At 41.3% G+C, this 24,403-nt stretch carries 22 protein-coding genes; 14 read left to right on the top strand and 8 right to left on the bottom strand.

Annotated features, from left to right (window positions below):
• The first annotated feature begins 38 nt into the window (after positions 1 to 38).
• The 5 genes from WC743_RS16185 (at position 39) to WC743_RS16165 (ending at position 3,522) form a co-directional block, all read left to right on the top strand.
• Positions 39 to 620: a Crp/Fnr family transcriptional regulator gene (locus WC743_RS16185; protein WP_373013481.1), complete on the top strand. Its 582-nt coding sequence runs from the start codon at positions 39 to 41 to the stop codon at positions 618 to 620.
• A 105-nt stretch (positions 621 to 725) separates the two neighbouring features.
• Positions 726 to 1,580 carry a pirin family protein gene (locus WC743_RS16180; protein WP_373013479.1) on the top strand — a complete coding sequence of 285 codons (855 nt, stop codon included), beginning with the start codon at positions 726 to 728 and terminating at the stop codon, positions 1,578 to 1,580.
• A 32-nt stretch (positions 1,581 to 1,612) separates the two neighbouring features.
• A complete protein-coding gene (locus tag WC743_RS16175; protein ID WP_373013477.1) occupies positions 1,613 to 2,548 on the top strand; it encodes a ring-cleaving dioxygenase in 936 nt (311 codons plus the stop codon).
• A 4-nt stretch (positions 2,549 to 2,552) separates the two neighbouring features.
• Positions 2,553 to 3,176 carry an alpha/beta hydrolase gene (locus WC743_RS16170; protein ID WP_373013475.1) on the top strand — a complete coding sequence of 208 codons (624 nt, stop codon included), beginning with the start codon at positions 2,553 to 2,555 and terminating at the stop codon, positions 3,174 to 3,176.
• A 61-nt stretch (positions 3,177 to 3,237) separates the two neighbouring features.
• Positions 3,238 to 3,522, top strand: a complete 285-nt coding sequence (locus WC743_RS16165; RefSeq protein WP_373013473.1) for a GNAT family N-acetyltransferase — start codon at positions 3,238 to 3,240, stop codon at positions 3,520 to 3,522.
• 133 nt (positions 3,523 to 3,655) lie between these two features.
• Here the strand turns inward: WC743_RS16165 and WC743_RS16160 are convergent, their stop codons facing one another.
• From WC743_RS16160 to WC743_RS16150, 3 genes are all read right to left on the bottom strand, one after another.
• A complete protein-coding gene (locus WC743_RS16160; protein ID WP_373013471.1) occupies positions 3,656 to 6,037 on the bottom strand; it encodes a GAF domain-containing protein in 2,382 nt (793 codons plus the stop codon).
• A 38-nt stretch (positions 6,038 to 6,075) separates the two neighbouring features.
• Complete coding sequence (locus WC743_RS16155; RefSeq protein ID WP_373013470.1) at positions 6,076 to 7,218, bottom strand: putative sensor domain DACNV-containing protein; 1,143 nt, start codon at positions 7,216 to 7,218, stop codon at positions 6,076 to 6,078.
• 113 nt (positions 7,219 to 7,331) lie between these two features.
• Positions 7,332 to 7,946, bottom strand: a complete 615-nt coding sequence (locus tag WC743_RS16150) for a phosphatase PAP2 family protein (RefSeq protein ID WP_373013468.1) — start codon at positions 7,944 to 7,946, stop codon at positions 7,332 to 7,334.
• Positions 7,947 to 8,073: 127 nt separating this feature from the next.
• Between WC743_RS16150 and WC743_RS16145 the strand changes: the two genes are divergently transcribed.
• From WC743_RS16145 to WC743_RS16135, 3 genes are read left to right on the top strand one after another with little or no spacing between them, the layout of a single operon-like run.
• On the top strand, positions 8,074 to 9,318 hold the full coding sequence (locus WC743_RS16145) for a Pycsar system effector family protein (protein ID WP_373013466.1): 1,245 nt from the start codon (positions 8,074 to 8,076) through the stop codon (positions 9,316 to 9,318).
• A 13-nt stretch (positions 9,319 to 9,331) separates the two neighbouring features.
• Positions 9,332 to 11,362 carry a polyphosphate kinase 1 gene (ppk1, locus tag WC743_RS16140; RefSeq protein ID WP_373013464.1) on the top strand — a complete coding sequence of 677 codons (2,031 nt, stop codon included), beginning with the start codon at positions 9,332 to 9,334 and terminating at the stop codon, positions 11,360 to 11,362.
• 22 nt (positions 11,363 to 11,384) lie between these two features.
• The gene (locus tag WC743_RS16135; protein ID WP_373013462.1) at positions 11,385 to 12,248 is read left to right on the top strand and encodes an SdiA-regulated domain-containing protein; all 864 of its coding nucleotides are present in this window, start codon (positions 11,385 to 11,387) and stop codon (positions 12,246 to 12,248) included.
• 28 nt (positions 12,249 to 12,276) lie between these two features.
• Here the strand turns inward: WC743_RS16135 and WC743_RS16130 are convergent, their stop codons facing one another.
• Both WC743_RS16130 and WC743_RS16125 read right to left on the bottom strand, forming a co-directional pair.
• Positions 12,277 to 12,870, bottom strand: coding sequence for a sugar transferase (locus WC743_RS16130; RefSeq protein ID WP_373013461.1), 594 nt, complete (start codon positions 12,868 to 12,870; stop codon positions 12,277 to 12,279).
• Positions 12,871 to 13,163: 293 nt separating this feature from the next.
• A complete protein-coding gene (locus tag WC743_RS16125) occupies positions 13,164 to 13,703 on the bottom strand; it encodes a DUF6702 family protein (RefSeq protein ID WP_373013459.1) in 540 nt (179 codons plus the stop codon).
• Between the two features lie 47 nt (positions 13,704 to 13,750).
• Between WC743_RS16125 and WC743_RS16120 the strand changes: the two genes are divergently transcribed.
• Complete coding sequence (locus WC743_RS16120) at positions 13,751 to 14,329, top strand: HupE/UreJ family protein (RefSeq protein WP_373013457.1); 579 nt, start codon at positions 13,751 to 13,753, stop codon at positions 14,327 to 14,329.
• A 32-nt stretch (positions 14,330 to 14,361) separates the two neighbouring features.
• Entirely contained in the window at positions 14,362 to 16,770 is a 2,409-nt protein-coding gene (locus tag WC743_RS16115; RefSeq protein WP_373013455.1) for a M1 family metallopeptidase, read from the top strand.
• A 66-nt stretch (positions 16,771 to 16,836) separates the two neighbouring features.
• Here WC743_RS16115 and WC743_RS16110 read toward each other — a convergent pair whose 3' ends face one another.
• Positions 16,837 to 19,596: a gliding motility-associated C-terminal domain-containing protein gene (locus tag WC743_RS16110; RefSeq protein ID WP_373013453.1), complete on the bottom strand. Its 2,760-nt coding sequence runs from the start codon at positions 19,594 to 19,596 to the stop codon at positions 16,837 to 16,839.
• A 131-nt stretch (positions 19,597 to 19,727) separates the two neighbouring features.
• Between WC743_RS16110 and WC743_RS16105 the strand changes: the two genes are divergently transcribed.
• The 4 genes from WC743_RS16105 to WC743_RS16090 all read left to right on the top strand — a co-directional run bounded on the left by WC743_RS16105 (position 19,728) and on the right by WC743_RS16090 (position 22,813).
• Positions 19,728 to 20,561: an MBL fold metallo-hydrolase gene (locus WC743_RS16105; RefSeq protein ID WP_373013451.1), complete on the top strand. Its 834-nt coding sequence runs from the start codon at positions 19,728 to 19,730 to the stop codon at positions 20,559 to 20,561.
• Positions 20,561 to 21,238 (top strand): pseudouridine synthase, encoded by a 678-nt coding sequence (locus WC743_RS16100; RefSeq protein ID WP_373013449.1) that lies wholly within the window; start codon positions 20,561 to 20,563, stop codon positions 21,236 to 21,238. Before WC743_RS16105 ends, WC743_RS16100 begins: the two co-directional genes overlap by 1 nt.
• A 77-nt stretch (positions 21,239 to 21,315) precedes the next feature.
• Positions 21,316 to 22,554 carry a beta-ketoacyl-ACP synthase II gene (gene fabF, locus WC743_RS16095; protein WP_373013447.1) on the top strand — a complete coding sequence of 413 codons (1,239 nt, stop codon included), beginning with the start codon at positions 21,316 to 21,318 and terminating at the stop codon, positions 22,552 to 22,554.
• A 10-nt stretch (positions 22,555 to 22,564) separates the two neighbouring features.
• Positions 22,565 to 22,813 carry a DUF1456 family protein gene (locus WC743_RS16090; RefSeq protein ID WP_373013445.1) on the top strand — a complete coding sequence of 83 codons (249 nt, stop codon included), beginning with the start codon at positions 22,565 to 22,567 and terminating at the stop codon, positions 22,811 to 22,813.
• Here WC743_RS16090 and WC743_RS16085 read toward each other — a convergent pair.
• The gene (locus WC743_RS16085) at positions 22,810 to 23,382 is read right to left on the bottom strand and encodes a CAP domain-containing protein (protein ID WP_373013443.1); all 573 of its coding nucleotides are present in this window, start codon (positions 23,380 to 23,382) and stop codon (positions 22,810 to 22,812) included. The two genes, WC743_RS16090 and WC743_RS16085, sit on opposite strands and share 4 nt — an antisense overlap.
• A gap of 119 nt (positions 23,383 to 23,501) precedes the next feature.
• Positions 23,502 to 24,272, bottom strand: coding sequence for a hypothetical protein (locus WC743_RS16080; RefSeq protein ID WP_373013441.1), 771 nt, complete (start codon positions 24,270 to 24,272; stop codon positions 23,502 to 23,504).
• Positions 24,273 to 24,403 lie beyond the last annotated feature (131 nt).

Below are 24,403 nucleotides of genomic sequence, written 5' to 3'. Positions count from 1 at the left end.
AGCATCTTTTTTAATATACTTGCATTAACATTTTACACATGGATCATAGCCTTCTACTCGCCGGTATTGCCAAATACGTTAATCTTGACGCCCAGGAGCAAGAATACCTGATCTCTGTTCTGCATTATAAAAAGGTTAAGCGCAAGCAGTTTTTACTGGAGGAAGGCGACGTTAACAGTAAAGTGATTTTTGTTACCAGCGGCTGCCTGCGCAGCTACGCGGTTGATAAGAATGGCACAGAGCACGTGCTGCAATTTGCTCCTCCCGGCTGGTGGATAACCGATATGCGCAGTTTAACTACAGGCCAGCCAGCCCGGCTAAACATTGATGCCATTGAAGATAGTGAATACATCTATATCACTAAAGCTGATTTTGAAGAGCTGAATACCCGTATCCCAAAAATTGAGCATTACAACAGGGTAATAGGCCAAAACGCCATTGCCACCTATCAGCACAGGCAAATAGATAATGTAACGTTATCTGCTATGGAGCGATATGCCAATTTTTGCCAGCTATATCCATCGTTAATTAAAACCCTTCCGCAAAAACAGGTGGCATCATACATAGGTGTTACCCCCGAGTTTTTAAGCAAGATGCTGAATACCATGATCGTTAAATAAACTACCTGGTATTCCTCTTAATCTACATTAAGTTTTCCTGTTAATCTACATTATTCGTACGCGTTGGCATACGGGGTATCTTTGTTATGTCAAAAGGAAAGCATTATGAAAAAGAAGATCCAACACATACTCACCGGCCGCGAAAAACAGATCACTAAAGAAGAAACTGTGAGGCAGCCGCTGCCGCATATGGATTTCAGGTTTGCTAACCCCTTCATTGTGGTACATCATATGGGCCCTAAGGACATTATGCCCAACCAGGAGTTAAGGATCCATCCGCATCCGCACCGCGGCTTTGCACCGGTTACTTTTCAGTTGCAGGGCGAAGGTTACCATAAAGATAGCGCGGGGCATGATGAGATCATTAAAGCAGGTGATGTACAATGGATGTTTGCAGGTAAAGGCATTTTGCACAGCGAAGGCCCAACCAAAAATATGTTGGAAAAAGGCGGCGCACAGGAGTTGATCCAACTATGGATAAACGTACCAAAGGTGCATAAATGGGATGAACCAAGCTATCAATCGGCTACTAAAGAGCAGCAGCCACAGGTTTTGCAGCAAGATGGTGTTAACCTGAGATTGGCAAGCGGCAATTATGATGGCAAAACGGGCCCTATAAAAAGCTTAACGCCGGTTATTTCAATTGTAGGCGAGGTTGAGCAGGGCAAGCAGGTACAGTTTATGGCAACTCCCGGCTACTGGACGTTGCTTTACATAGCCAAAGGCCGTGTAAACATTAACCAGGAAACTGTAGAACAATACAACCTGGTGGTTTTTGAAAAGGATAATGAAGAGATAATATTAACCGCCGAAGAAGATGCACAGATCCTGTTCCTTTCTGCCGAGCCAATTGATGAGCCTGTAGCCGCGAAAGACAACTTTGTAATGAACACAGCCGAAGAAACCAACCAGGCCATAGCAGATTATAAGAATGGTTTGTTCGGCACATTAAGCTTTTAATAATTAAACAAAACAAACTAAATAAATATATCATGGAAAATACAGTAAACGGAATACACCACATAACAGCCATTGCAGGCAACGCTAAACGTAATTATGATTTTTATACAAACGTACTGGGCCTTCGCCTGGTTAAAAAGACCGTCAACTTTGACGATCCCGAAACTTATCACTTGTATTATGGCGATAAACAGGGCACACCCGGCACTATCTTAACTTTCTTTCCGTGGCAAAACATTACCGCAGGCAGGAGAGGTGCAAGGCAAGCTACCGAAATAGGCTATTCGGTACCTGAAAATAGTTTTGATTTTTGGATCAACCGTTTTGAGAAACACAACGTAACCTATAACAAGGTGGCCGAAAAGTTTGGCGAAAAGTATCTTACTTTTTTAGATCCTGATGGTTTAAAACTGGAATTGATTGCCGGTAAAACAATTGACACCCGCTTACCATGGGAAACTGATGAGGTTAAAGCTGAAAACGCTACCAAAGGATTTTATAATGTTACTATCACCACCAATAAAATGCAGCCTACCGCGGATATCCTTACTAATGTGTTTGGTTACCGTTTATTGGAACAGCATGTTAATCGTTTCCGCTTTATAACTGACGCGGTAGAGGGCGCCAATATTATTGACCTTGTGGAAGTGGCCGGTGAGGTTGCAGGCCATGTAGCCGGCGGATCAGTTCACCACGTTGCTTTTAGGGTGAAGAACGAAGAAGTGTTAATGCAGTACCATGATAAAATAGCAGCTTTAGGCTTAAACATTACAGGTAAGATAGACCGTAACTACTTCTTCTCCTTATACTTTCGCGAACCGGGAGGTGTATTGTTTGAACTGGCTACTGATAACCCTGGCTTTAGTGTTGATGAGCCGGTAGAAGAATTGGGTACACATTTAAAACTACCTGCACAGTATGAACAACACCGTAGCAGTTTAGAAGCTACTTTACCAAAATTGAGTTAATAAAATGTATAAACACAGCAAACAAATAAGCATTGGCGGTATACCAGCCGCCAATGCAAAAGCTGCATTAATAATGATACATGGCAGGGGTGCCTCTGCTGATGGTATTATGCAGCTGGCAAGCCGATTAAATGTAAAGGACATGGCTTTGTATGCACCGCAGGCAACCAATAATAGTTGGTACCCGTACAGCTTTATGGCGCCTGTGCAAGAGAACGAACCGGCGTTAAGTTCGGCTTTGGATGTGATTGACCATGTGGTTGATCAGATTATTGCTGATGGCATTAGCGAGGATAAAATATATTTCCTTGGGTTTTCACAGGGCGCATGTTTAACTTTGGAATACCTTGCCCGCAACGCCAAACGTTTTGGTGGCGCAGTAGCATTTACCGGCGGATTAATAGGCGAGGAACTGGAATTGAAAAATTACACTGGTAATTTTGAAGGTACACCTGTATTGATCACAACCGGCGACCCGGATATGCACGTGCCGCTGAGCAGGGTTAATGAAAGTGTTGACGTATTAAAAGGCTTAAATGCTAATGTTACTTTAAAAGTATATAAAGGCAAGCCACATACTATTAGCTTTGAGGAATTAAGTTTGGCTAACGAATATGTATTTTTATGAAAAAACTGATAGATTACCTACTGGCATTCTGGACATCTCTTCAATTTAAGAAAGTAAAATAATGAATTTTGCAGATATCGAGTTAATAAACAACGAGGCCATACACAACTTTGAACTGTTTGTGAACGGGCATCGCGCTTTTATAGATTACAAAAAAAAGGATAACAAAATATACCTGATACATACCGAGGTGCCTGCCGAATTAAAAGGAATGGGTGTGGCCGAAGCTTTGGTAGAAAAAGCTTTTAATTACATTGAGGAACACCAGTTAAAACTTGTGCCTTTGTGCAGCTATGTACAATTGTTTTTAAAACGCCACCCCGAATGGGGCCGTTTGGTAGCTTAAGAATTTTTGAAATTTATATAACTGTAGAGGCGCAATATTTTGCGCCTCTTATGCATGCGCAGAGACACAATATTTTGTGTCTCTAATTATACAAACGGGAGACGCAAAATATTGCGTCTCTACATTCATTAATTTAAGACACTGTATAAACACCATTTTTGATATGTTCCAGCATTTCGTTATAGGTGTATAATTTCCTTTCTTCTAAGATCTCGTATGAGATCCTCACCCGCAATGCTTTTAAACCCGATATCCCTTGCAGGTCCTCTATATCCAGCATATCTATACCTTCTTCCAGCATTTTTTTGGATTGTAAGAAGTGGATGTAATTTCTGTATTCCTTCTCTTCTGCTTTATTAGAATAAACTATAGTTAGTTTACCGGTAGCTGTAATTCGTTCGGTAGTGTTTTTTATAAAGGCCTTATCTATACGTTTTTTAACAATTTCAAAACGGGCGTTGTAGGTTCCATCTACATCAAAACGTTTTTCATCCATCCTAAACCTGATGGATATTGGCAAACTAAACGCAAGTATCAACGAGGTAACATTAAGCGGATAAGGCAGTGTATGTTTAATACGGTTATGCTCATACTCCATTTGGCATTGTACCTGTATTTGCCATAAACGAAGGTTGTAAAGGTCTCTTATATCAAATATACGGTTAGGTGTAATTGCCTGCCCGATGTATAAATTATGCTCAACGCCATCGGTTTTAAAACGCTCATAATAATGCGGATATGATACCTGCGCTTTGGTTTGCCAGCGATCAAGCAACGTAGACATTTTTTCATTAATCATAGCCACCGTTGTTTCATACATTTTACGGTGCTCATGAAACTCGCCGGTTTGGCCCGTTTCCATCAAATAGTTATTTACCGCGGATGCTTCGGGAAGCTGCTGGTCAACAGCTTTTTTTAGTAAGGGGTCAATGTGAATATCCAGATAGTTCTGAATCAGCTGTTCGGTGTCAGCACGTAATGGCAACTGCAGGTCTCCGGCCATTGATCTCAGGTTTTCAATCCATTCTACCGGCAAAGCATCATTAAAATAAGGCTGTAATTTTTCAAGCAGCGGAATAAGGGCGTTTAGCTGGTCTTTCAGGTCAAGCTGTACACTTAGGTTGCGTGTGTCTGATGATCCCTTAATATCTATCTGCCCGTACAAAGCATACACCTCTTTAAAAGTGATCTCTTTAAGCGTATAATCTTTATCCTGCCTGTGAAACTCGATATATTTAAGCGCTTCCCTTTGAAATTTCCAGTAAACACTCGGGTGGATGGTTGTATATTCTTTTTGTATTACCGCCCGTACCTGGTTTATCATGTAAGTATACTGCCTGTCGATAGTATCTGTCATGAAAGGCATTACAATTTCCAGCTGGTTTGCGTTAATGCTGTTTAAATCGTGTTTGTTGTCAGATGCCAGCTCAATTATCCCCAGTAAATGATCATTTTTAACAACCGGGCCAAGTATAAAGCTTTGTATGCCCTCCTCATCAAAACGTTGTGCTAAAACATTATCAGGCTCGTTCTCCAAATATCTTTTAACATCAGATATCGCGAAGTACTTTTTCTTATCTACCAGGTCGGCAAATGATTGTACACACATCATGTTTGCGCATAATTCATCTTCCTGGCCAGATAACAGGTAGCTCTTCAACTTTGCATTGAAGGTAGCCAGGCCAAACTTATTCTCGTCGGGATTAAAGGTGGTAAAGCCAATCTTCAGATCGGGCAGGCGAAATATTGACCTGAACACAGACAGTATGCTTTCATACACATCATTATTATAGGATACGCTAAGCAAAGTGCCTTTTAATGCAGATACCGCGTTTTCAACGGTAGCATCAAACAGGTTTATTAAAGCAAAGCCTTTAAGCGTCCAGCTGCCAACCGGGAACAATCGTTTCCACAGGTCAAGGTCGTCAAAGTTATCTCTTAACAGGTCAATATCTTCAGGTGTAAGCTTTACTGCTTTTTCTGTAGGGATAATTTCCATGAAATCCGCATTGTATAATATGCGGTAATGTTTCATTATACCATTGGCAGTAGGGATATCATAAAAGAAAGGTTTAGAAAAGTCAAAATGCTGACCATAAAAGTCCTCTAATATCAAACAGCAGCTTTGTACATATAACTGATGATCGTTAAAATCCCGTATGCCGATATCAAATTTAGGACCGGCACCTTTTAATATTTTTTGAAAGCGTTTTGTTGGGTTAAAGAGAAAGTCCTGAAAAGGGACAGTGATCGCCTTTATTTCGTTTTCGGTTAAAGCCTGCGGGAAAATGTCTGATAAAAGGTGGGTTAAAACTTCGGCATTTTCCTGTAAATGCGCAAAGTCATCAATGCCGTCCCTTAATTCGGGATGGGGCTCAATTTCTTTTAATATAACTTTAGCCTGCTCCGCAACATACCCTGTTTGCGTAGCAGCCACATCTTCATAATGCTCAATCAACTTATGGAATGAGATACAAAGCTTAAAGGGTGTATTCGAAAATTGATCCAAATTCATAACCTCAATTTTGAAGACATAAAATTAGGGTTAATTAATTATAAAAGTAACACATCTATACGATGGGCATGCACCATTTTTAACTGTTCAGACCATGCAAAAACTGTAAACTGGCCATCCTGCGATGCTACCAGTGCTACCGCGTCATGCTGGTCGCTCACAAATTGGGCCGCAGCTAAATGCCGGGTGCCCCCGCTTTGTGCCGGATGTACTTTTACAGCCTTTCCTTCGGCAACAGGTTCAGTAAATATTATTTGCCCTACGGGGATACTGTTCTCGGGCCTGCCAACTTTTACACCAAATGCTAAAAGATCATACTTTTTAGTAATAATAGTGGCACCGTCAACAGCGGTAAAACCGCCTATCAGGTCAATAGCTTCCAGCAGGTCTTCCTGCCATTGCAGTATATTCTTTTCGCTGTCACTCAGTTCTAACAATTCAGATATAGCGCCGTAAGCAGGTGTTACCGGGTATTTAATTGGCTGTACAATTGATTGTTCCCAATCGCAGGTATCAGGCGGAACAATTAATACCAGCCCGCCACGCTTATGTACCCGCATAGAAGCCGCGAGTTGTACCAGCACGTTAAATGATTCGCCAATAAATGATGGTAAAGGCATATTCTCCAGCGACTCAAGGAGCGAAGGACAATCGGCAATGCCCATAGTTACTTCGTCAAGTACTTTTATCTGGTCGCCCTGTAATACGGCAATGTTTACAAACTTACCAAAGCCACCCACCCGGCGGTGTTTAATAACCAATAAACCTGGTTCTATCACTTCCAATACAAAACAAATTGCGGGTATGCTGTGCGTAGTGCCCCAAATAAAAAGATCGTCGCCCTCTGGCCAAACCCCTAAATGTATGCCGGGCTGTTCAACCGCGGGTGCCAGTTTAATAAGGTTTTGCGGTGTTAACCTCAGCTTTTGCCCAAACATAAGCGGCCTGTCTGATTGATGCGGCTGCAGCAGCGCTAATGATATAGCTGGTGAGCGTCCTTCTTCCCTTCGCAGGCTTGCCCAAAAAGCAATATCAATAACTGCTTCAATAATATCACTGTTAGGGGCAGTCGCTAATTTTTCGCCATTAAGCGTGCTGGCGGCTGATAAATGCTTTGTGAAATGAGCCTCAATTGTTGAAGCCACCATACGGGCCGGGAGGTAGGTAGGTTCAGATAACATTGCTCTTTCAAATTTATTATACAATAATACTTAATTTGTAGGCATTTGGACTATACAAATTGTTCTTATGACTTTATTAAGATGCACTGCAGGTGCAATTCTTTTATACTTAATTATCTTTTTATGGGCTGTAATAACAAAGCTGTTCCGCTGCCTAATATTGCACCGGCGGCTACATCAGTAGGGTAATGCACACCCAAATACATTCTTGAGTAACTTACCGACCCTGCCCATAACATGGCAGGCGCAATAACATACCATTTAGGGTACGCGCTTGACAGTGCCGTTGCTGTAGCAAATGTAGACGAGGCATGCCCCGATGGGAAAGATGTGCTGCCCGCCCTGTAAACAGGAATTATTTTAACATTTTGTACAAATGGCCTCGGGCGTTTAACTATATGTTTTATCAGCAGTGTTAACCCGTATGAAATTGCGGTACTGCTGGCTACATATAATGCGTTTTGGCGCATCTGGCTATCGTTGCGTATAATGCCTCCAACAAGTAAAGCGGCCGGTATCCCAACGTCTCCATAACGATAGGTGTTAGACAAAAAAAGCATCACGCCTGTCTCTTCCGGGGTGCGATGCGCCGCCAAATCAAGCATAATATTGTCATCAAAGCGTTGTAATTGCGATTGCCCAAACACTTTGGCAGCAAAAGGAGCAGCCATAAACAACTGTAAAACAATCAGTATGGATAAAAATCGCCTTTTTTGATGTGTTTTCATAAATGTCAGGCTAAAGATTTTAATTTTTATATTTATACGCAAAGTAAGCAGTATTTGAGTTTGCATAATATCTAAATACAATTTAAATGTTTACTTACTGTTTTTTTATCATCCATGAACTAAAAGCATGAACTATCAACATTTACTGAAGCAGGTTAATGAGTATGCATTGGGGTATTACAAATTGCATAATAACCCTATACTTTTTTACCATAGCAAACAGCATACAGAATATATGGCCGGTAAGGCAACGCAAATAGCCAATCATTACCAGCTAAACGATCGTGATTTTTTTGTTGTAATGGCAGCTGCCTGGTTCCATGACCTGGGCTATATGGTAGATATAAATAACCATGAAGAAGAAAGCGCTAAACTTGCCGATGCTTTTTTAAGAAAGCACAATACAGAAGAAAGCATTGTTGCAGATGTGAACGCCTGCATAATGGCTACAAAAATGCCGCAATCGCCAAAAGTGTTAATGGAGCAAATTGTTTGTGATGCGGATCTGTTTCACCTGGGTACTGATGACTTTTTTGATAAGGATAAGCTATTGCTTAAAGAGTTGAATGCTTTACATGATACGGAGGTAAGCAAGCAGGACTGGCGCCGTAAAAGCATTAAATTTTTACAGGATCATCATTACCATACCGATTACTGCCAGGTTTTGCTTAATGACAGTAAGCAAAAAAATATCGAAAAATTACAAAGCAAGGTAGCCGACGCGGAAGAAAAAGCAAGCAAAAAGGAATTGAAAGAAGCGAAGAAGGAACCCGGCCTATTGATGGACTATACCATTGTTGATACAGCAGAAAACGGGAAAGGCAAACGGGATAAGCTTGAAAAGCCGGATAAGGGTATTGAAACCATGTTCAGGATAAGCTCAAGCAATCATCAGCGATTGAGCGATATGGCCGATAATAAGGCGCATATCATGATCACGGTGAACTCCATCATACTATCGGCTATTATCAGTTTGCTGTTACGCAGGCTAAATGATTATGAGTATCTGATAATTCCCACCTTTATCCTGTTATCGGTTAGTTTGCTGGCCATGACTTTTTCCATATTGGCTACACGCCCGTCTATCCCTGAAGGTACTTTTTCAAAAGCCGATGTTGATGACAAAAAGGTAAACCTGCTGTTTTTTGGTAACTTCTATAAAATGGGCCTTGATGATTATAGTTACGGTATGATCAAAATGATGGAGGACAGGGACTTTTTATATGGCAGCCTGATAAAAGATGTATACGCACAGGGGGTGGTTTTAGGTAAAAAGTATCGCCTGCTGCGCATTGCTTATAACATATTTATGTTTGGCCTTATTGGTGCTGTTTTAGCGTTCATTATTGCTTCGGCAATGTTTACAAAGTAATCTGCCATAAAATATGCCTACAAAGTATTTTAACAGGGACCTTAGCTGGTTAACCTTTAATGAACGTGTGCTTGACGAAGCCGCCAATACTCAGGTGCCATTGGTGGAACGGATAAAATTCTTATCTATTTATTCTTCCAATTTAGATGAGTTCTACCGCGTACGGATGCCTGTATTACGTGCCTTAAAAAAGGTAGGCGAAAAAAACAGCAATGATATTGATGCCGATGAACAGGCAAGTATTTTAGAGCAGGCGGGTAATATGATACTGGGCCAGCAGCAAAAATTCGGGCAGATATTAACTACCCAATTACTGCCGTTGTTAAAAGCAGAAAAGATCCATTTATTATATAACGAGGCATTGCCGGCAAATCTGGAGGATAAAGTAACCAGCTATTTCCTGTCAGAAGTGTTGGCTTTTATGCAGCCTGTAGTGCTGGGAACGGATACCAGCTTTTTTCCTGAAAACAATAAGCTGTATTTTATAGTGCAATTGCATGAGGGCGATAAAGAGAAACTGATATTGCTTAATATCCCATCAGACGAATTGCCCAGATTTTTTACTGTTAAGGCAGATGGCGGGCAGTTCATTTGTTTTTTAGACGATATTATCAGGTTTAACTTAAATAAATTATTTAAGGATGCTGTTGTTGAGAATTGCTACAGCATAAAAATTACCCGGGATGCTGAGCTTGACCTTAAAGACGAATATGCAGGCGAACTATCAGACCAGCTGGAAACCCAGCTTAAAAAGCGCGATCTTGGCCTTGCCACGCGCTTTTTGTACCAGGCCGATATTCCGTTGCGCATACTGCAGTTAATTATTCAGCACCTGGATCTGCAAAACGCAACCACTGTTGAAGGCGGCCGTTACCATAATCTGAAGGATTTTTTCTCTTTCCCGGTAAATGACCCTGCTTTGCAGTATAAGCCCTGGCCGCCAATAAATTTAGGCGTGCCCACCACAGAGCCATTAACAGCTGTATTGGCTCAAAAAGATATGCTGGTAAATACGCCTTATCAATCATATGAAACTATACTGCGGTTTTTTAACGAGGCTGCTAATAACCCCGATGTAGAGGAGATAAACGTTTCTCTCTATCGTGTGGCCAGCAATTCAAGAATAGTGAATGCCTTGATCAGCGCGGCTAAAAACGGCAAGCAGGTGAGGGTAGTGGTGGAGCTAAAGGCCCGTTTTGATGAAGCTAACAATCTTAAATGGGCTAAAAAAATGAAAAGCGCGGGTGTGCATATTATTTACAGCGTTACCGCGCTTAAGGTACACGCCAAGATCGCCCTGGTTAAAACCCGTAAAAACGATCGTGTACATTATTCGGGCTTACTGGCTACGGGTAATTTTAATGAGGGCACTGCCAGGTTCTATACAGATCATATATTGCTAACCACCAACCCAGAATTACTGCGCGAGGTAGAGTTGCTGTTCATTTTTTTGGCAAAGCGCGAAAAACCATCTGCAGCTAATCAAATTATATTCAGGCATATATTAGTAGCCCAGTTTAATCTCCAAACCCGTTTCCTTGAATTAATAGACCGGGAGATAAGTAATGTTAAGCAAGGCTTGCCCGCAGGTATCACCATAAAAATGAACAATCTGGAGGAGCGCGTCCTTATTGATAAGTTGTATGAGGCATCGCAGGCAGGAGTGAAGATCTCCCTGATAGTTCGCAGTATTTGCTGCCTTGTGCCCGGAGTTGCCGGATTGAGCGAAAACATTACCATAAAACGGATAGTTGACCGCTACCTGGAACATGGCCGTGTATTTATATTTAACAATAATGGCGATCCGGATGTGTTTATGGGTTCGGCAGATTGGATGAACCGGAACGTTTATCATCGGATAGAAGTATGTTTCCCGGTTTATGACACGGCTATAAAAAAGCAATTGATGGACATGGTTGATCTGCAGTTAAATGATAATGTACAAGCTGTTTTAATAGACGGGCATTTAAACCAGATACGCCCCGGTATTACAGGGGAACAGATCCAATCGCAAAAAGAAATTTACCATTTGCTAAACAATTAGGCCCGGTAATAATTATATCATTATGAAAACAGCTACTCTACTTTCCTTATTGTTGATAGGTGTAATAGGTTCATCATGCAGTCAAACCAAAAATTCAAGTGTAAAAGGCCCTGCAGGTTATGATTTGAGCAAGCCTGTAAAATATTCTATGCCTGCGGAGTTACTGGAGATCTCAGGGATAGCATTCAATAACGGCGATAATAGCCGCATATATGCCGAACAGGATGAAGATGGAGAAATATTTTATTTCCGCCCTGGCGATAAAAAGGTAAGCTATACCAAATTTGGTAAACATGGCGATTACGAAGATGTTGCCATTATTGGTAGCAGGGCTGTAATGCTGCGTAGCGATGGTAAGCTTTACAGCCTGGCCTTAAACCAGGTTAACAGCGGTAAATTAACAGATATAAAAGAGTTTAATGGTTTGCTGCCAAAGGGCGAATATGAGGGCTTACATGCAGATCAGCCGGCCAATAAACTATATGCTTTATGCAAGCAATGCCCCGGCGATAAACACGATAAAGAATGCAGTGGTTTTATATTCAATGTATCTGCCGACGGTTCAATTTCAAAGGCAGGTAATTTTAAAGTTGATGTAAGGAGGATAAGTGAGCTGTCCGGTAAAAAGAAGCTCAAGTTCCATCCATCGGCACTGGCAAAAAATCCGCTAACCAAACAGTGGTATATATTATCGTCAGTAAACAAACTTTTGGTTGTGGCAGATGAGAGCTGGAACGTTCAGCAAGCCTATCCATTAGACCCCGGCCGGTTTTTACAGCCGGAGGGTATAGCATTTGATAAACAGGGAAACTTATATATATCAAACGAAGGCGATCCGCTAAGTAATGGGGATATACTGCTGTTTAAATACACCAAAGGCAAGTAAAAGAAGGGATTGTAAGTTGATGGCCTGATTAATAAGCGTTCTCGTCGCCTTTAATAACATTTACAAATGTGTTGATAATGATTTTAATATCACCTGTAATGGTCCAGTTTTCAATATACCATATATCGTGTTCAACCCGGCGCAATATCTGGTCATGATCTTTAATTTCGCCGCGATAACCATTGATCTGTGCCCAACCGGTAATGCCCGGCCTTAAAAAATGGCGGTCCATGTACTGGTCAATAACAAGGCTATACTCTTCGGTATGTTTAAGCATATGCGGCCTTGGGCCTACAATACTCATTTCTCCAAATAATACATTAAAAAACTGAGGTAGTTCATCCATGCTTGTCCTGCGCATAAACGCGCCGATCCTGGTTGTTCTTAAATCACCTTTAGTGGCTTGTGATTGAATATTATTTACCCGCATGCTACGGAACTTGTAACACCAAAATGGTTTATTATACCTGCCAGAACGTTCTTGTTTAAAAATACCGGGCCCCGGCGATTCTAATTTTATCAGAATAACAAGTATTGGTAAAAGCCATGATAAAATAAAAATGATAACTGCTAAACTGAGTAATATATCAAATAGTCGTTTTAAAGTACGGTTTTGGTTCATAAATGTAATTAAACATCTAGCATCAAATGTATAATGAATTACAAATATCGGCAAAGATTAATTTGATAATTTACACATACACGGAAAGCTAAAGCAACTCTTTCGGAACTAATAAGTTTTAATGCATTAAGGGGGTTTGCAAATATTGAAAATTTATAGCTAATAACGAAATTTATATATGCAAACGCTTGCATATATTACAATAGTTGTAAAATTGATATTTAATAATATTAAATAATGCAATTTTATAACTATTGGTTGTAAAATGTTTGCTTGTTAATTTTCTTAAATTATTAAAAAGTCTGGGATACTTTCTTTGCCGGGTAGTCTAATTTAGCGCTTTTACGGTTGCCGGCTACAGTCATATGTACAATGTTTAATTGATCGTCATAAACATTTTGCAGCAAGCTTACTTCGGCATCAATTTTTTTAGGTACAGCTATTTTGGCCGATTCCAGATAAACGTTTACAGCTTCGCGGTTAATTTCGTATCCAACGTAGTTGAGTACTAAAGGAGCAGCCCCTGTTTTTAGCTGCAGATGGCTGTTCACGTAGTTCTTTACAAACGCATCCATAGCGGCATGCATATCGGGCTTGGTTAAGTCGGCTTTCGCGTGGAACTGCTTTTCAAGCGCTACCTCAAAGTCGTCTGTAAAAATTGTACAGATCACCTCCAGCTGGTTATCCTGCGCGTTAAAACTAACATCGGTTGTGCTTACATGTAAAGGGTGGAAATTATCAGTTGTTCTGCTGATAAAAAAAGCACCGGATAAAATGTAACAATATAATAGTGATTTACCTAAAAAAGCGATCATAATGCAAGCAAGTTTCATTAATATTAAAAACGTGCTAAATTTACGCTTTCAAGGCCCATATTATTATGTCTGATTTTGTTTTTTATTTTGGGTTGGGATGGAAACACATTATCAGTACCGAAGCATTAGATCACCAGCTGTTTATTCTGGCATTAGCATCGGTATATACCTTTAAAAATATAAAACAGGTATTGATATTAGTTACCGCCTTTACCATAGGGCACTCGTTAACATTAGCTTTGAGCGTTCTTGATGTAATAAGGTTCCCCGGCAAGTGGGTTGAGTTTTTAATACCCTGTACCATTTTTATAACTGCCCTTAATAATATTTTGAGGATTGATAAAAAGGGCGGCAGCGCTAAAGTGAACTATTACCTTGCCCTTGGTTTTGGGCTTATACACGGAATGGGGTTTGCGAATGCCATCCGTATTATGCTTGCAAAAGATCAATCAATAGGAATGGGGCTGTTTGGTTTTAATATAGGGCTTGAGGCAGGGCAGATATGTGTAGTTGCTATTGTGTTGATGTTCGCGCTCTTATTTATTAATTTTTTAAAAGTATCCCGCCGCGATTGGGTGTTTTTCTTATCGGCAGGGGTATTTGCATTATCAGTACAAATGGCTCTTGAAAGATTGCCTTTTTAAATTAAATTTGATTTTTAAACTCAATAACAAATATGAAGCGGATTTTTACAAGCGTTTTATTTACGGTAAGTATTATCAGTGCTGCTTTTGCACAAGATATACAAAACAACCCCGGTAGTAACCATGGTAATAAGTTTGAGCAGTTGGGCACTATTTTAAATACCCCTAACGAGCAAAGAACGGCAAGCGGTGCACCCGGAGTGAAATACTGGCAGCAGCGTGCAGATTACAACATTAAATGCGAGCTGGACGAAAAAAACCTGAAGCTTACAGGCAGCGAAACGGTAACTTATTTTAATAACTCGCCAGACCCGCTTACTTACATCTGGCTGCAGTTAGATGAGAACCAGCATAACACGCTTAATAATGCCAATTACCAAAGCAGCTCTACTATGCCAAAGTTTTCAACCACACAAAATGTTGACCGCTCTGCAGGCCGTAACAGCGATGTTGATAATGGGCTTGGTGATATGATCACTAAACTGACAGATGCAACCGGTAAAAAATTGAGTTATACCATTAACAAAACCATGATGCGTATAGACCTGCCTACACCGTTAAAACCGGGTGCACAGTTTATATTTAATTTGGATTGGAACTATAAAATTACCGACCGTATGACAATAGGCGGCAGGGGAGGCTATGAGTTTTTCCCTGAGGATGGTAACTACCTGTTCACTATGACACAGTGGTACCCGCGCCTTTGCGTTTACAGCGATTTCCAGGGATGGCAGAACCACCAGTTTACCGGCCGCGGCGAATTCGCTTTAACGTTTGGTAACTTTAAAGTTCAAATAACCGTTCCGTCTGACCATGTGGTTGGCGGTACCGGTGAATGTCTCAACTACAGCGCTGTATTAAGCCCTGAAAGATTAGCCCGTTACAATCGTGCTAAAACGGCAACTGCTCCGGTAGAGATTGTTACCCTTGCCGAAGCTAAAAAAGCGGAGAAAGCACCTGCAGCAGGAAAAAAAACCTGGGTTTTCCAGGCAAATAACGTTCGCGACTTTGCATTCGGATCATCACGTAAATTTATTTGGGATGGTATGGGCCAAAAAGTAAGCGGCAAAAACGTAATGTGCATGAGCTTTTACGGTAAAGAAGCTTACAACCTGTACAACAAATATTCAACACGGTTAGTTGCGCATACTGTTAAAACATATTCTGATTTTACTTTCCCTTACCCATACCCGGTTGCACAAAGTGTTGAGGCATCAAACGGTATGGAGTACCCAATGATATGCTTTAACTATGGCCGTACCGAAAAAGACGGTACTTACAGTGAAAGCACCAAGAACGGTATGATAGGCGTAATTATCCACGAAGTTGGCCACAACTTTTTCCCAATGATAGTGAACAGCGATGAGCGCCAGTGGACATGGATGGACGAAGGCTTAAACTCATTTGTTGAGTACCTTACCGAAGAGCTTTGGGATAACAAGTTCCCAAGCAAAAAAGGAGCTGCTTATACCATTGTTGATTACATGAAACTACCTAAGAATGAACTGGAGCCGGTAATGACCAACTCCGAGAACATTGTGAGGTTTGGCCCTAATGCATACTCAAAACCGGCAACTGCCTTAAACATACTGCGCGAATCTATTATGGGCCGCAAATTGTTTGATTATGCCTTTAAAGAATACTCACGCCGCTGGGCATTTAAACACCCTACACCTGCCGATCTTTTCCGTACGATGGAAGATGCAAGCGGTGAGGATCTGGATTGGTTTTGGAGAGGCTGGTTCTACGGAACCGACCCGGTAGATATTTCATTAGATTCTGTTAAATATGCCAAGGCTGATCTGGATGGTAAATTACCAAACATGCGCAGGCCGGGTGGTGGTGCACCAAAAGTTGCCCCGCCTGCTGTAAACAGCTTTGAAGATATTTCTAAGATCAGGAACAAAAACGATAAGAATATCAGATTCCAAACAGACAAGGATACTGCTACGCAGGATTTCTATTGGAAATACGATAGGGGAATGATAGGTGTTGATAGCAATAAATTTGCATCAATTATGAAAGGCCAGCCGGCAGGGCAGCCAATGAGCACTGAAGCCGCTACTGACCAAGACAAGGCTAAATATGCCAACAAGTACTTCTATGAGTTAACCTTTAGCAATAAAGGCGGTTTGGTTATGCCTATCATTGTTGAATTTACCTATAAAGATGGTACTAAACAGGTTGACCGGATCCCGGCACAGGTTTGGCGTTTAAACGAGCGTTCGGTAAGTAAATTCTACATACAGGATAAAGAAGTTGCTTCAATTAAACTTGACCCAATGCGTGAAACCGCAGATATTGATGAAAGCAATAACTACTGGGGTAAACTACCGGAGCCTTCAAAGTTCCAGCTGTTTAAACAACGTATAGCAGGTGCAGGCCCGGCGCGCGGCCAGTCTGTTGGAGTTAGCCCGATGCAGGTTTCTTCATCAAAATAAGAGTTTAAAAATACTTCATATTAAAAAGGACCGGCTTTACTAGCCGGTCCTTTTTTGTTTAATGTATTACCTTATTATTGTAACACTGCCTGATAATTTAGCCTTTCCATCCCGTGTATCAATAACATAATAATAAACACCCGGGGGAAGTTGTTTTCCATTATAGGTGCCATCCCATGGCTTGTTATATCCGGTTGATTGCATGAGCAAGGTACCGTTACGGTTAAATATATTTACCTGGCAATCGGGATAAAACACAAGCGACGGAATTTTCCACGTATCATTAATGCCATCATCATTTGGTGTAAAGGTATTGGCAGGTATAACAACAGCTTCGGGTAAAATGGTTATTGTTAACTCGTTGCTTGTAACGGGCGCTACACAGGTATTATCATTAAATGTTACGATACAGGTAACTTTGTCGCCATTTGCTAATGTTGAACTTGAAAAGCTTTCACTGTTTGTTCCGGTGCTTTGACCGTTTACCTGCCATTGGTATGATTTAACATCTGCTTGATTTGCAGTTGTAGCAGTAAAAGTAACGTTAGTACCGGTACTAATATTAACAGCCGTTGCTGATATAGTAACTACAGGTAAATTACCAGGTGATGAGTTTGTGATTGTTAACACCCGTGATACAGGGGTAGCAGTATTATAAAGTGCCGACCCGGCTTGTGAGGCAGTGATAGTTGTTGTGCCCGGCCCAATAATATGGACAACAGCATCTTCTGCAGATACTATGGCCACAGTGGGGTTACTGCTTACATAAGTTATTGGAATATTAATATTTGTGCTTGTTGCCCCTGCAAAAAAATCAACATCACAGCTTGTTTTGGCTGTAAAGGGAGGGAATGTGATAACCTGATCATCTTTACCTATAACTAAGCTTTGTGATACGGGAGTTGCATCGCTGTAATTTGCATTGCCAATTTGTGTGGCGGTAATTGTAGTTTGGCCTATGCCAACTATGTGTAAAGTGCCGTCTGGGTTAACGGTTACCACAGCCGTGTTGCTGCTGGTAATTATAATGGGCGTTTCGGTGTTGTTGCTGGTTATTTTAGGGTCAACGTTGTAATTGTTGTCCCATGTTTCACCATAAGGCAGTGTAGGGAATGTTATAACAGATGGCAGGAGCGTACCAGGTACCTTAACCTGTATATTAACCACTGTTGTGCTGGTACCGCCGGTATTATTAGCTGTTATGGTATAATTGGTAGGGGGCGATAAGGCTGTGGGGGTACCGCTGATAATACCAGTGTAAATGTCAAAGCTCATGCCTGGGGGCAGCGGTTTATCAATGGTATACTTGTCAAATGACACGGTTTGTATATAATTGTTATTACCTGTTATGTATAGCAGACCGTTTTTGTCAAAAATGAGCCCTGCCGGTTGAGATAAGAATGTTTGGGCGCCGCCGGGTTGCACTATATCTACCGTTGATACTACGCCGTTTGTATTAAGTAATCTTAAAATATCACTTCCCTCGTTAAGAACATCATTCCCTATATCTAATATATAGATATCACCCAAAGGACTAATGGCGATACCCGCAGCATTGCCAAAGCTGGCTGATAATGCAGGCCCGTCGGCCACTTGCTGTTCGCCGCTCCCTGCAATAGTGGTTACTAAACCGGCAGGGGTTATTTTCCTGATAGTAAGATAATCGGCTACATATAAATTTCCGGATGCATCAATGGTTATACTGGCCGGCCCATCAAAAGTGGCCGAATTGCCCTGGCCATCCACATGCCCGCGAGACCTGTTTCCTGCAAGTGTGGTAACAACGCCTGCCGGGGTTATCTTTCTTATCAAAAGATTATTCTGATCGGCAACATATAAATTATCTGATTGATCTATCGCCAAACTTATGGCACCATCAAAACCAGCTTGTGACCCGGTACCATCTGCAAAGCCACTAACAGGGCTTCCTGCAAATGTAGATACGACACCCTCCGGGGTTATTTTCCTGATGGCATATAAATCGGCCACGAATATATTACCATGGCTATCTACAGCAATGCCACGTGGCGCCCTGAATTGTGATACGTTTGCCTGCCCGTTGGCATTTCCTGTTCCGTTTGCACCAGCATAAGTGCTTACTATGCCTGCGGCGGTCATTTTTCTGATGGCGAAATTATTGAGATCGGCAATGTAAAAATTACCCGCGCCATCTAAAACCATTTGAAATGGAGAATTAAACTTAGCGGAGTTTTTTGGGCCATCTATCCGTCCGGGCTCCCCTGTACCGGCATAATTTGTAATTAATCCGGATGAATACCTTTTTACTTCACCACCGGTATTTGTTGGTGCAAGTGGTGCTATAGCCACATTTGGGGCGTAGGTTTTAGGAGTTTCATAAGTAATAACCGGGGCTGTTACAACAGGCGGGGCAATAGGTTTTACCTTGATATTGATGGTGGCATTACTTGGCCCGGCCGCATTTGTAGCTGTTACTGTATAAATAGTTGCTGCGAATGGAGCCGTAGGCGTACCGCTTATAGTGCCGGTATTAGCATCAAGTGTTAGGCCGGGCGGTAATGCCGCGCTTATGGTATAACCATTAGCAGGCACATCCCCACCATTGTTGGTAACGAGTAAGTTTACAGCCGTGCCAACTGTAAAAATTTGTGGTGTTACGTAGCTAATAACCGGCGGGTCAATAGCAAAAGTATTATTAGTATTCGTGGCAGGGATGTCTGCTTCGGTATTAAGTATTGTAAAAGTATCAACGCTGTTAATGATCTTTGTAGCAAGGGCAAAAGTACCTGTGCAAATGATCAGCGTTGCAGCAAATAATAAAGCCTTAAACGTAAATTGTTTAGTCATTAACTGGCGGCTTAATACTGTATTTATATTTGGCAGTACCAAAATAGGCAATTTTAAGGGCTTCGTTTCAATTAAAATTAATACCCGTTTATGCTTCTTCTATTAGCGTAAAATGTTTTACTTTGTAAGCTATGCCGGTGTTTATTGCATCATTAAATTCTGGAAGTAACGGCAATTGCTATTACATTGGTAATGAGCGGGAAGCGGTGCTGGTTGATGCCGGCATATCCTGCCGTGAAACCGAAAAAAGGATGACCCGCCTGGGTTTATCCATGCAAAGGGTAAAAGCCATTTTTATATCACACGAACATTCTGATCATATTCGCGGCTTAGCCGTGTTAGCTAAAAAATACCGCCTGCCGGTTTACGTTACCGATGGTACTGTACATCATTGCGGCGCCGTACCAAAAGAACTTTGTTTAACACTTAAATCGTACCTGCCGGTTCAGATAGGTAACCTGGAAATTATTGCTTTCCCTAAACATCATGATGCTGTTGAGCCGCATAGCTTTATGATCACCAATGGTGATACACGTATAGGTGTATTTACTGATATTGGCGCACCATGCGAACATTTGATCCGCCATTTCTCGCAATGCCACGCAGCGTTCCTTGAAGCTAATTATGATGAGGATATGCTGGAGCAGGGCAGGTACCCGTTCTATTTAAAACGTCGTATCCGTGGTGGAAAAGGCCACTTATCAAATAAGCAGGCGCTTGAAATGTTCATTAACCATAAACCCGATTATATGAGCCATGTGCTGCTGGCGCATTTATCAAAAGATAATAATGACCCCGAAAAGGCACAGCAGCTATTTGCAGAGCATGCAGGTAATATTCATATTAGCGTTGCATCACGGTACGTGGAAAGCCCCGTTTATTGCATTAACCCGGCACAGGTTGTAGTGGCCGAGTTTAATTCGCTTGATCAAATTACCGGGCAGTTTCAGTTTGTTTTAAGTTGATGCTGGAAATTCTTTATCAGGACGATCATTTAATAGCTATTAATAAACCGCACGGTTTGTTGGTGCACCGTTCATCCATAGCTGCGGATGCGGAAGAGTTTGCCCTGCAGATGCTTAGGGATCAGATAGAAAAAAAGGTTAATCCCGCGCATCGTATTGACCGTAAAACAGGTGGCGTATTGCTTTTTGCTTTTGATAAACCTACAGAAATTGCCATGCAGCAACAGTTTATGGAAAACCAGGTAAAGAAAAAGTATTTGGCCATTTTGCGTGGTTACACCCCTGATAGTGAAGAAATAGATTACCCGCTGCGTAAAGAGAACGGCACTTTACAGGAAGCTTTTACCCGTTACATTACTTTAAAGCGTGCTGAGCTGGATGTAGCTTTAGGGAAGCATACCACATCGAGGTATTCACTGGTTGAGGCCGCGCCCGAAACCGGGCGGATGCACCAGCTGCGCAAACATTTCGCCCATATATTCCACCCCATTATAGGCGACCGTACACACGGCTGCAATAAGCAAAACAAACTGTTTAAAGAAACCTGGGAGCTGGATACCATGATGCTTCATGCATCACAATTAATGTTTACACACCCCGTTACAGGTGTGGAGATAACCATAAACGCCCCCTTACAACCCGAATTTGTACGCACAATGGGTATAATGGGCTGGTGAAATATTTTTAAATAATAAAGTTTCCTGTAGTACTTTTGCAGCACGCAGGAAAATTAAATAGCTTGTATAATTAATTGATGAAAAGAGTTGTAGTTACCGGCATGGGAGTTGTTTCCGCTTCAGGAAATGATGTTGCCAGTTTTTGGAATAATATTGTTGAAGGAAATAGCCCGGCTAAAGCCATTACCCGTTTTAATGCCGAACATTTTAAAACCCGCTTTGCCACACAAATAAATGATTTTAGCCCCGCGCAATACCTTGATAGGAATGAAATTAAGCGTAGCGACCTATATACCCAATATGCACTGGTAGCTGCTAAGCAAGCTATTGAAGATTCAGGATTTGACATGCATACCATGTCGCCTTTTGATATTGGGGTAATTTTTGGTACCGCCCAGGGTGGCATGGAAACGTTTGAGCATCAGTATAAAGAATTTGCCGCATCCGGCTTTGAGCCTCACTTTAATCCGTTTTTTATACCTAAAACCCTGGTTAACATGGCATCAGGTATGATCTCTATTAAATTTGGGTTTATGGGGGTTAATTTCTCCACTGCTTCTGCTTGCGCAAGCGCTAATACCGCTATAATGGATGCGTTTAACTACATTAGATTTGGTAAGGCAAAAATTATTATAACCGGTGGTTCTGATGCGCCTATCAGTGAGGCCTCTATCGGCGGATATAATTCGTTAAAAGCGTTATCAACCCGTAATGATGACCCAACAAAAGCTTCGCGCCCGTTTGATGTGGAGCGGGACGGTTTTGTAATGGGTGAAGGTGCCGGTGTATTGGTGTTAGAAGAGTACGAGCACGCCAAAGCAAGGGGTGCCCATATCTACGCCGAAGTAGGAGGTGCTGCCATGACATCAGATGCTTATCATATCACTGCAACCCACCCAGAAGGTAAGGGTGCTATACATGGTATGAAATTAGCGCTGGAAGATGCAGGGTTAAATGCAACCGATATTGATTATGTAAATGCACATGCCACATCAACACCAGTTGGCGATATCAGCGAATCAAAAGCGATAAAGGCGGTATTTGACGGCCATGATGGATTACATATTAGCGCTACCAAATCTGTAACCGGGCATTTGCTGGGTGCTGCAGGAGCAATAGAAGCCATTATATCTATAAAAGCGATAATTAACGGAATTATACCGGCAACCATCAATACTACAACCATTGACCCTGAAATTCCGCAGGGGTTAAACATTGTTATAAAAGAAGCTATTAACAAAAAAGTGGATGCTGCTTTAAGCAATACCTTTGGTTTTGGCGGGCACAACGGAATAGTAATATTTAAAAAGATATAACCAGTAAGCTATGAGTAATAATGATGTTATGAAAAAGCTTCGTGTGGCATTACAGCTGCGCGATGATGATATTATAGAGATATTAAAGCTGGTTAACTTCCGTACAACAAAAACGGAATTGAGCGCTATATTCCGCAAGGAAGACCACCCCAATTTTCAGCCTTGTAAAGACCAGTTATTACGCAATTTTTTAAACGGATTGGTAATTTACAAACGTGGCCCAATGCCTAAAAAAGAACAGGAAGATTCGCAGGATTAATGCCTTACCGGGTCATGTTGTATCAGCTTGTATTTACCGCTTTTTATGAGCCGTTGCTGCTCGGCTGTGAATGACTCGCGGCCGCCAAAATCCTGTACCCAGTAACGGTTATACTCGGCAACGCCAACTTCTTTAAAGCCGGGGTTCATTAGGTTTTTACAATGGCCGTCGCTTTTAAACCAACCGGTCATCACCTCATCAATACTGGTTTGCCCAAAGGCAATGTTTTCGCCTGCCATAAAACTTTTAAATCCCTTAAATATGTATCCCGCGTTAATAATGCGGGTTTCCATACCGCGGCCATCTTTGCTGGTGTGGCTAAAGTATTTCTGTTTGGCCATGTCTTTAGCATGGCCCTCCGCAGATCTCTCCAGGTCGTTGTTCCAAACCATAGGAGCGGCGGGAGGCATATAAGTATTGCCGCAGTTACATCCCTTTGTACGGGTTTTGTTTATCAGGTCTAAAAACTGTTGTTTAAAGCTTGCATACTCATCGGGTTTATTATAAGTAAAACTTCCGGCGAATAGTACAATAAATACAAGTGAAATACTAAAAGGGATTGTTTTCATGTTGATGTGTTTGACATCATAATTTACCTGTGGTTTAACGCAAAAAAGATCATCTTATTGGGATGATCTTTTTGTTAATATTTTAAATAATTAACCTGTATGGTAGTTACTGCACTATCTTATAATGATGCCAGCCTTTTGGTAGAACTTACTTTAGCGCTCTTTTTAGCGGCTACCATTGGTTTCTTTTTGATAGTAGATACTGTCTTTTTAGGTTTTGTGGGGGTGGGCTTAGTTTGCATTGCAATGGCTTTCAGCTCATCATCCGGCTTAATAGTTTCAATAATTTCTGTCGCCCTTTTTAAAGCAAGGTCACCTTTTTCGTAATCTTTCATCCGGTTGTATAAAAACGCGAAATTTTGCTGTACTGATGCCTCGAGCCTTGGGATTTTGTTTTTTGTGGATAAAGCCAGGGCTTCGTTCAAATCGCGCATAGCCAGCTTATAATCCTTATTATCCATTTTAACACCTGATAATTTTACAAGTGATGTAATAATACTGATGGTATCTTTTTGACTGCGGGAAATTTTATTGGATTGTAACAGGAACCATTTAGCCTGACTGTATTTTTTTTGAGATTGGTAAACTTTGGCCAGGTAATCAAAACAAGTTCTCATACCCAAAGTATCTTCGTAAAAGCTAAAGTTGTGGAGGGCCAGCATGGTATAGTTAAGGGCCTCTTCCTGGTAATAGCGTTTTACCCCACTATGTTTTATGGTATCGTATTGCATTAAATACTGAGCGGCTATTTGTTTATAAATATCGCCCTTTAAAGAATCAATTGTGGTGAGTTGAAGCCTTGTTTTTAAACTGTCAAGATCATGCGTATCAGCAAATAGTTTGGGTGCGGCTAATAAAAAGAATATGGCAAGTGTAAATATTTTCTTCATCTGAACACAGATTATGTTGTGTGATAACATCTATTCAAATTAGATGCCTGTTTTAATGGCTAAACATCATAGTTGAGTCATTAAGTGGTGGTAAGTAATTTTTATACGGAGATAGCTGATTATTACGTATA

The organism is Mucilaginibacter sp., assembly GCF_041660805.1.
In the GTDB taxonomy this organism is placed as follows: domain Bacteria; phylum Bacteroidota; class Bacteroidia; order Sphingobacteriales; family Sphingobacteriaceae; genus Mucilaginibacter.
Note: the sequence above shows the minus strand (reverse complement) of the source record. Positions and strands in the feature narration are given on the sequence as shown.

Excerpts from the sequence above, each read along its gene's own strand:
- WC743_RS16185 (WP_373013481.1), top strand. The coding sequence starts at position 39 with ATGGATCATAGCCTTCTACTCGCCGGTATTGCCAAATACGTTAATCTT.
- WC743_RS16180 (WP_373013479.1), top strand. The coding sequence starts at position 726 with ATGAAAAAGAAGATCCAACACATACTCACCGGCCGCGAAAAACAGATC.
- WC743_RS16175 (WP_373013477.1), top strand. The coding sequence starts at position 1,613 with ATGGAAAATACAGTAAACGGAATACACCACATAACAGCCATTGCAGGC.
- WC743_RS16170 (WP_373013475.1), top strand. The coding sequence starts at position 2,553 with ATGTATAAACACAGCAAACAAATAAGCATTGGCGGTATACCAGCCGCC.
- WC743_RS16165 (WP_373013473.1), top strand. The coding sequence starts at position 3,238 with ATGAATTTTGCAGATATCGAGTTAATAAACAACGAGGCCATACACAAC.
- WC743_RS16160 (WP_373013471.1), bottom strand. The coding sequence starts at position 6,037 with ATGAATTTGGATCAATTTTCGAATACACCCTTTAAGCTTTGTATCTCA.
- WC743_RS16155 (WP_373013470.1), bottom strand. The coding sequence starts at position 7,218 with ATGTTATCTGAACCTACCTACCTCCCGGCCCGTATGGTGGCTTCAACA.
- WC743_RS16150 (WP_373013468.1), bottom strand. The coding sequence starts at position 7,946 with ATGAAAACACATCAAAAAAGGCGATTTTTATCCATACTGATTGTTTTA.
- WC743_RS16145 (WP_373013466.1), top strand. The coding sequence starts at position 8,074 with ATGAACTATCAACATTTACTGAAGCAGGTTAATGAGTATGCATTGGGG.
- ppk1 (WP_373013464.1), top strand. The coding sequence starts at position 9,332 with ATGCCTACAAAGTATTTTAACAGGGACCTTAGCTGGTTAACCTTTAAT.
- WC743_RS16135 (WP_373013462.1), top strand. The coding sequence starts at position 11,385 with ATGAAAACAGCTACTCTACTTTCCTTATTGTTGATAGGTGTAATAGGT.
- WC743_RS16130 (WP_373013461.1), bottom strand. The coding sequence starts at position 12,870 with ATGAACCAAAACCGTACTTTAAAACGACTATTTGATATATTACTCAGT.
- WC743_RS16125 (WP_373013459.1), bottom strand. The coding sequence starts at position 13,703 with ATGAAACTTGCTTGCATTATGATCGCTTTTTTAGGTAAATCACTATTA.
- WC743_RS16120 (WP_373013457.1), top strand. The coding sequence starts at position 13,751 with ATGTCTGATTTTGTTTTTTATTTTGGGTTGGGATGGAAACACATTATC.
- WC743_RS16115 (WP_373013455.1), top strand. The coding sequence starts at position 14,362 with ATGAAGCGGATTTTTACAAGCGTTTTATTTACGGTAAGTATTATCAGT.
- WC743_RS16110 (WP_373013453.1), bottom strand. The coding sequence starts at position 19,596 with ATGACTAAACAATTTACGTTTAAGGCTTTATTATTTGCTGCAACGCTG.
- WC743_RS16105 (WP_373013451.1), top strand. The coding sequence starts at position 19,728 with ATGCCGGTGTTTATTGCATCATTAAATTCTGGAAGTAACGGCAATTGC.
- WC743_RS16100 (WP_373013449.1), top strand. The coding sequence starts at position 20,561 with ATGCTGGAAATTCTTTATCAGGACGATCATTTAATAGCTATTAATAAA.
- fabF (WP_373013447.1), top strand. The coding sequence starts at position 21,316 with ATGAAAAGAGTTGTAGTTACCGGCATGGGAGTTGTTTCCGCTTCAGGA.
- WC743_RS16090 (WP_373013445.1), top strand. The coding sequence starts at position 22,565 with ATGAGTAATAATGATGTTATGAAAAAGCTTCGTGTGGCATTACAGCTG.
- WC743_RS16085 (WP_373013443.1), bottom strand. The coding sequence starts at position 23,382 with ATGAAAACAATCCCTTTTAGTATTTCACTTGTATTTATTGTACTATTC.
- WC743_RS16080 (WP_373013441.1), bottom strand. The coding sequence starts at position 24,272 with ATGAAGAAAATATTTACACTTGCCATATTCTTTTTATTAGCCGCACCC.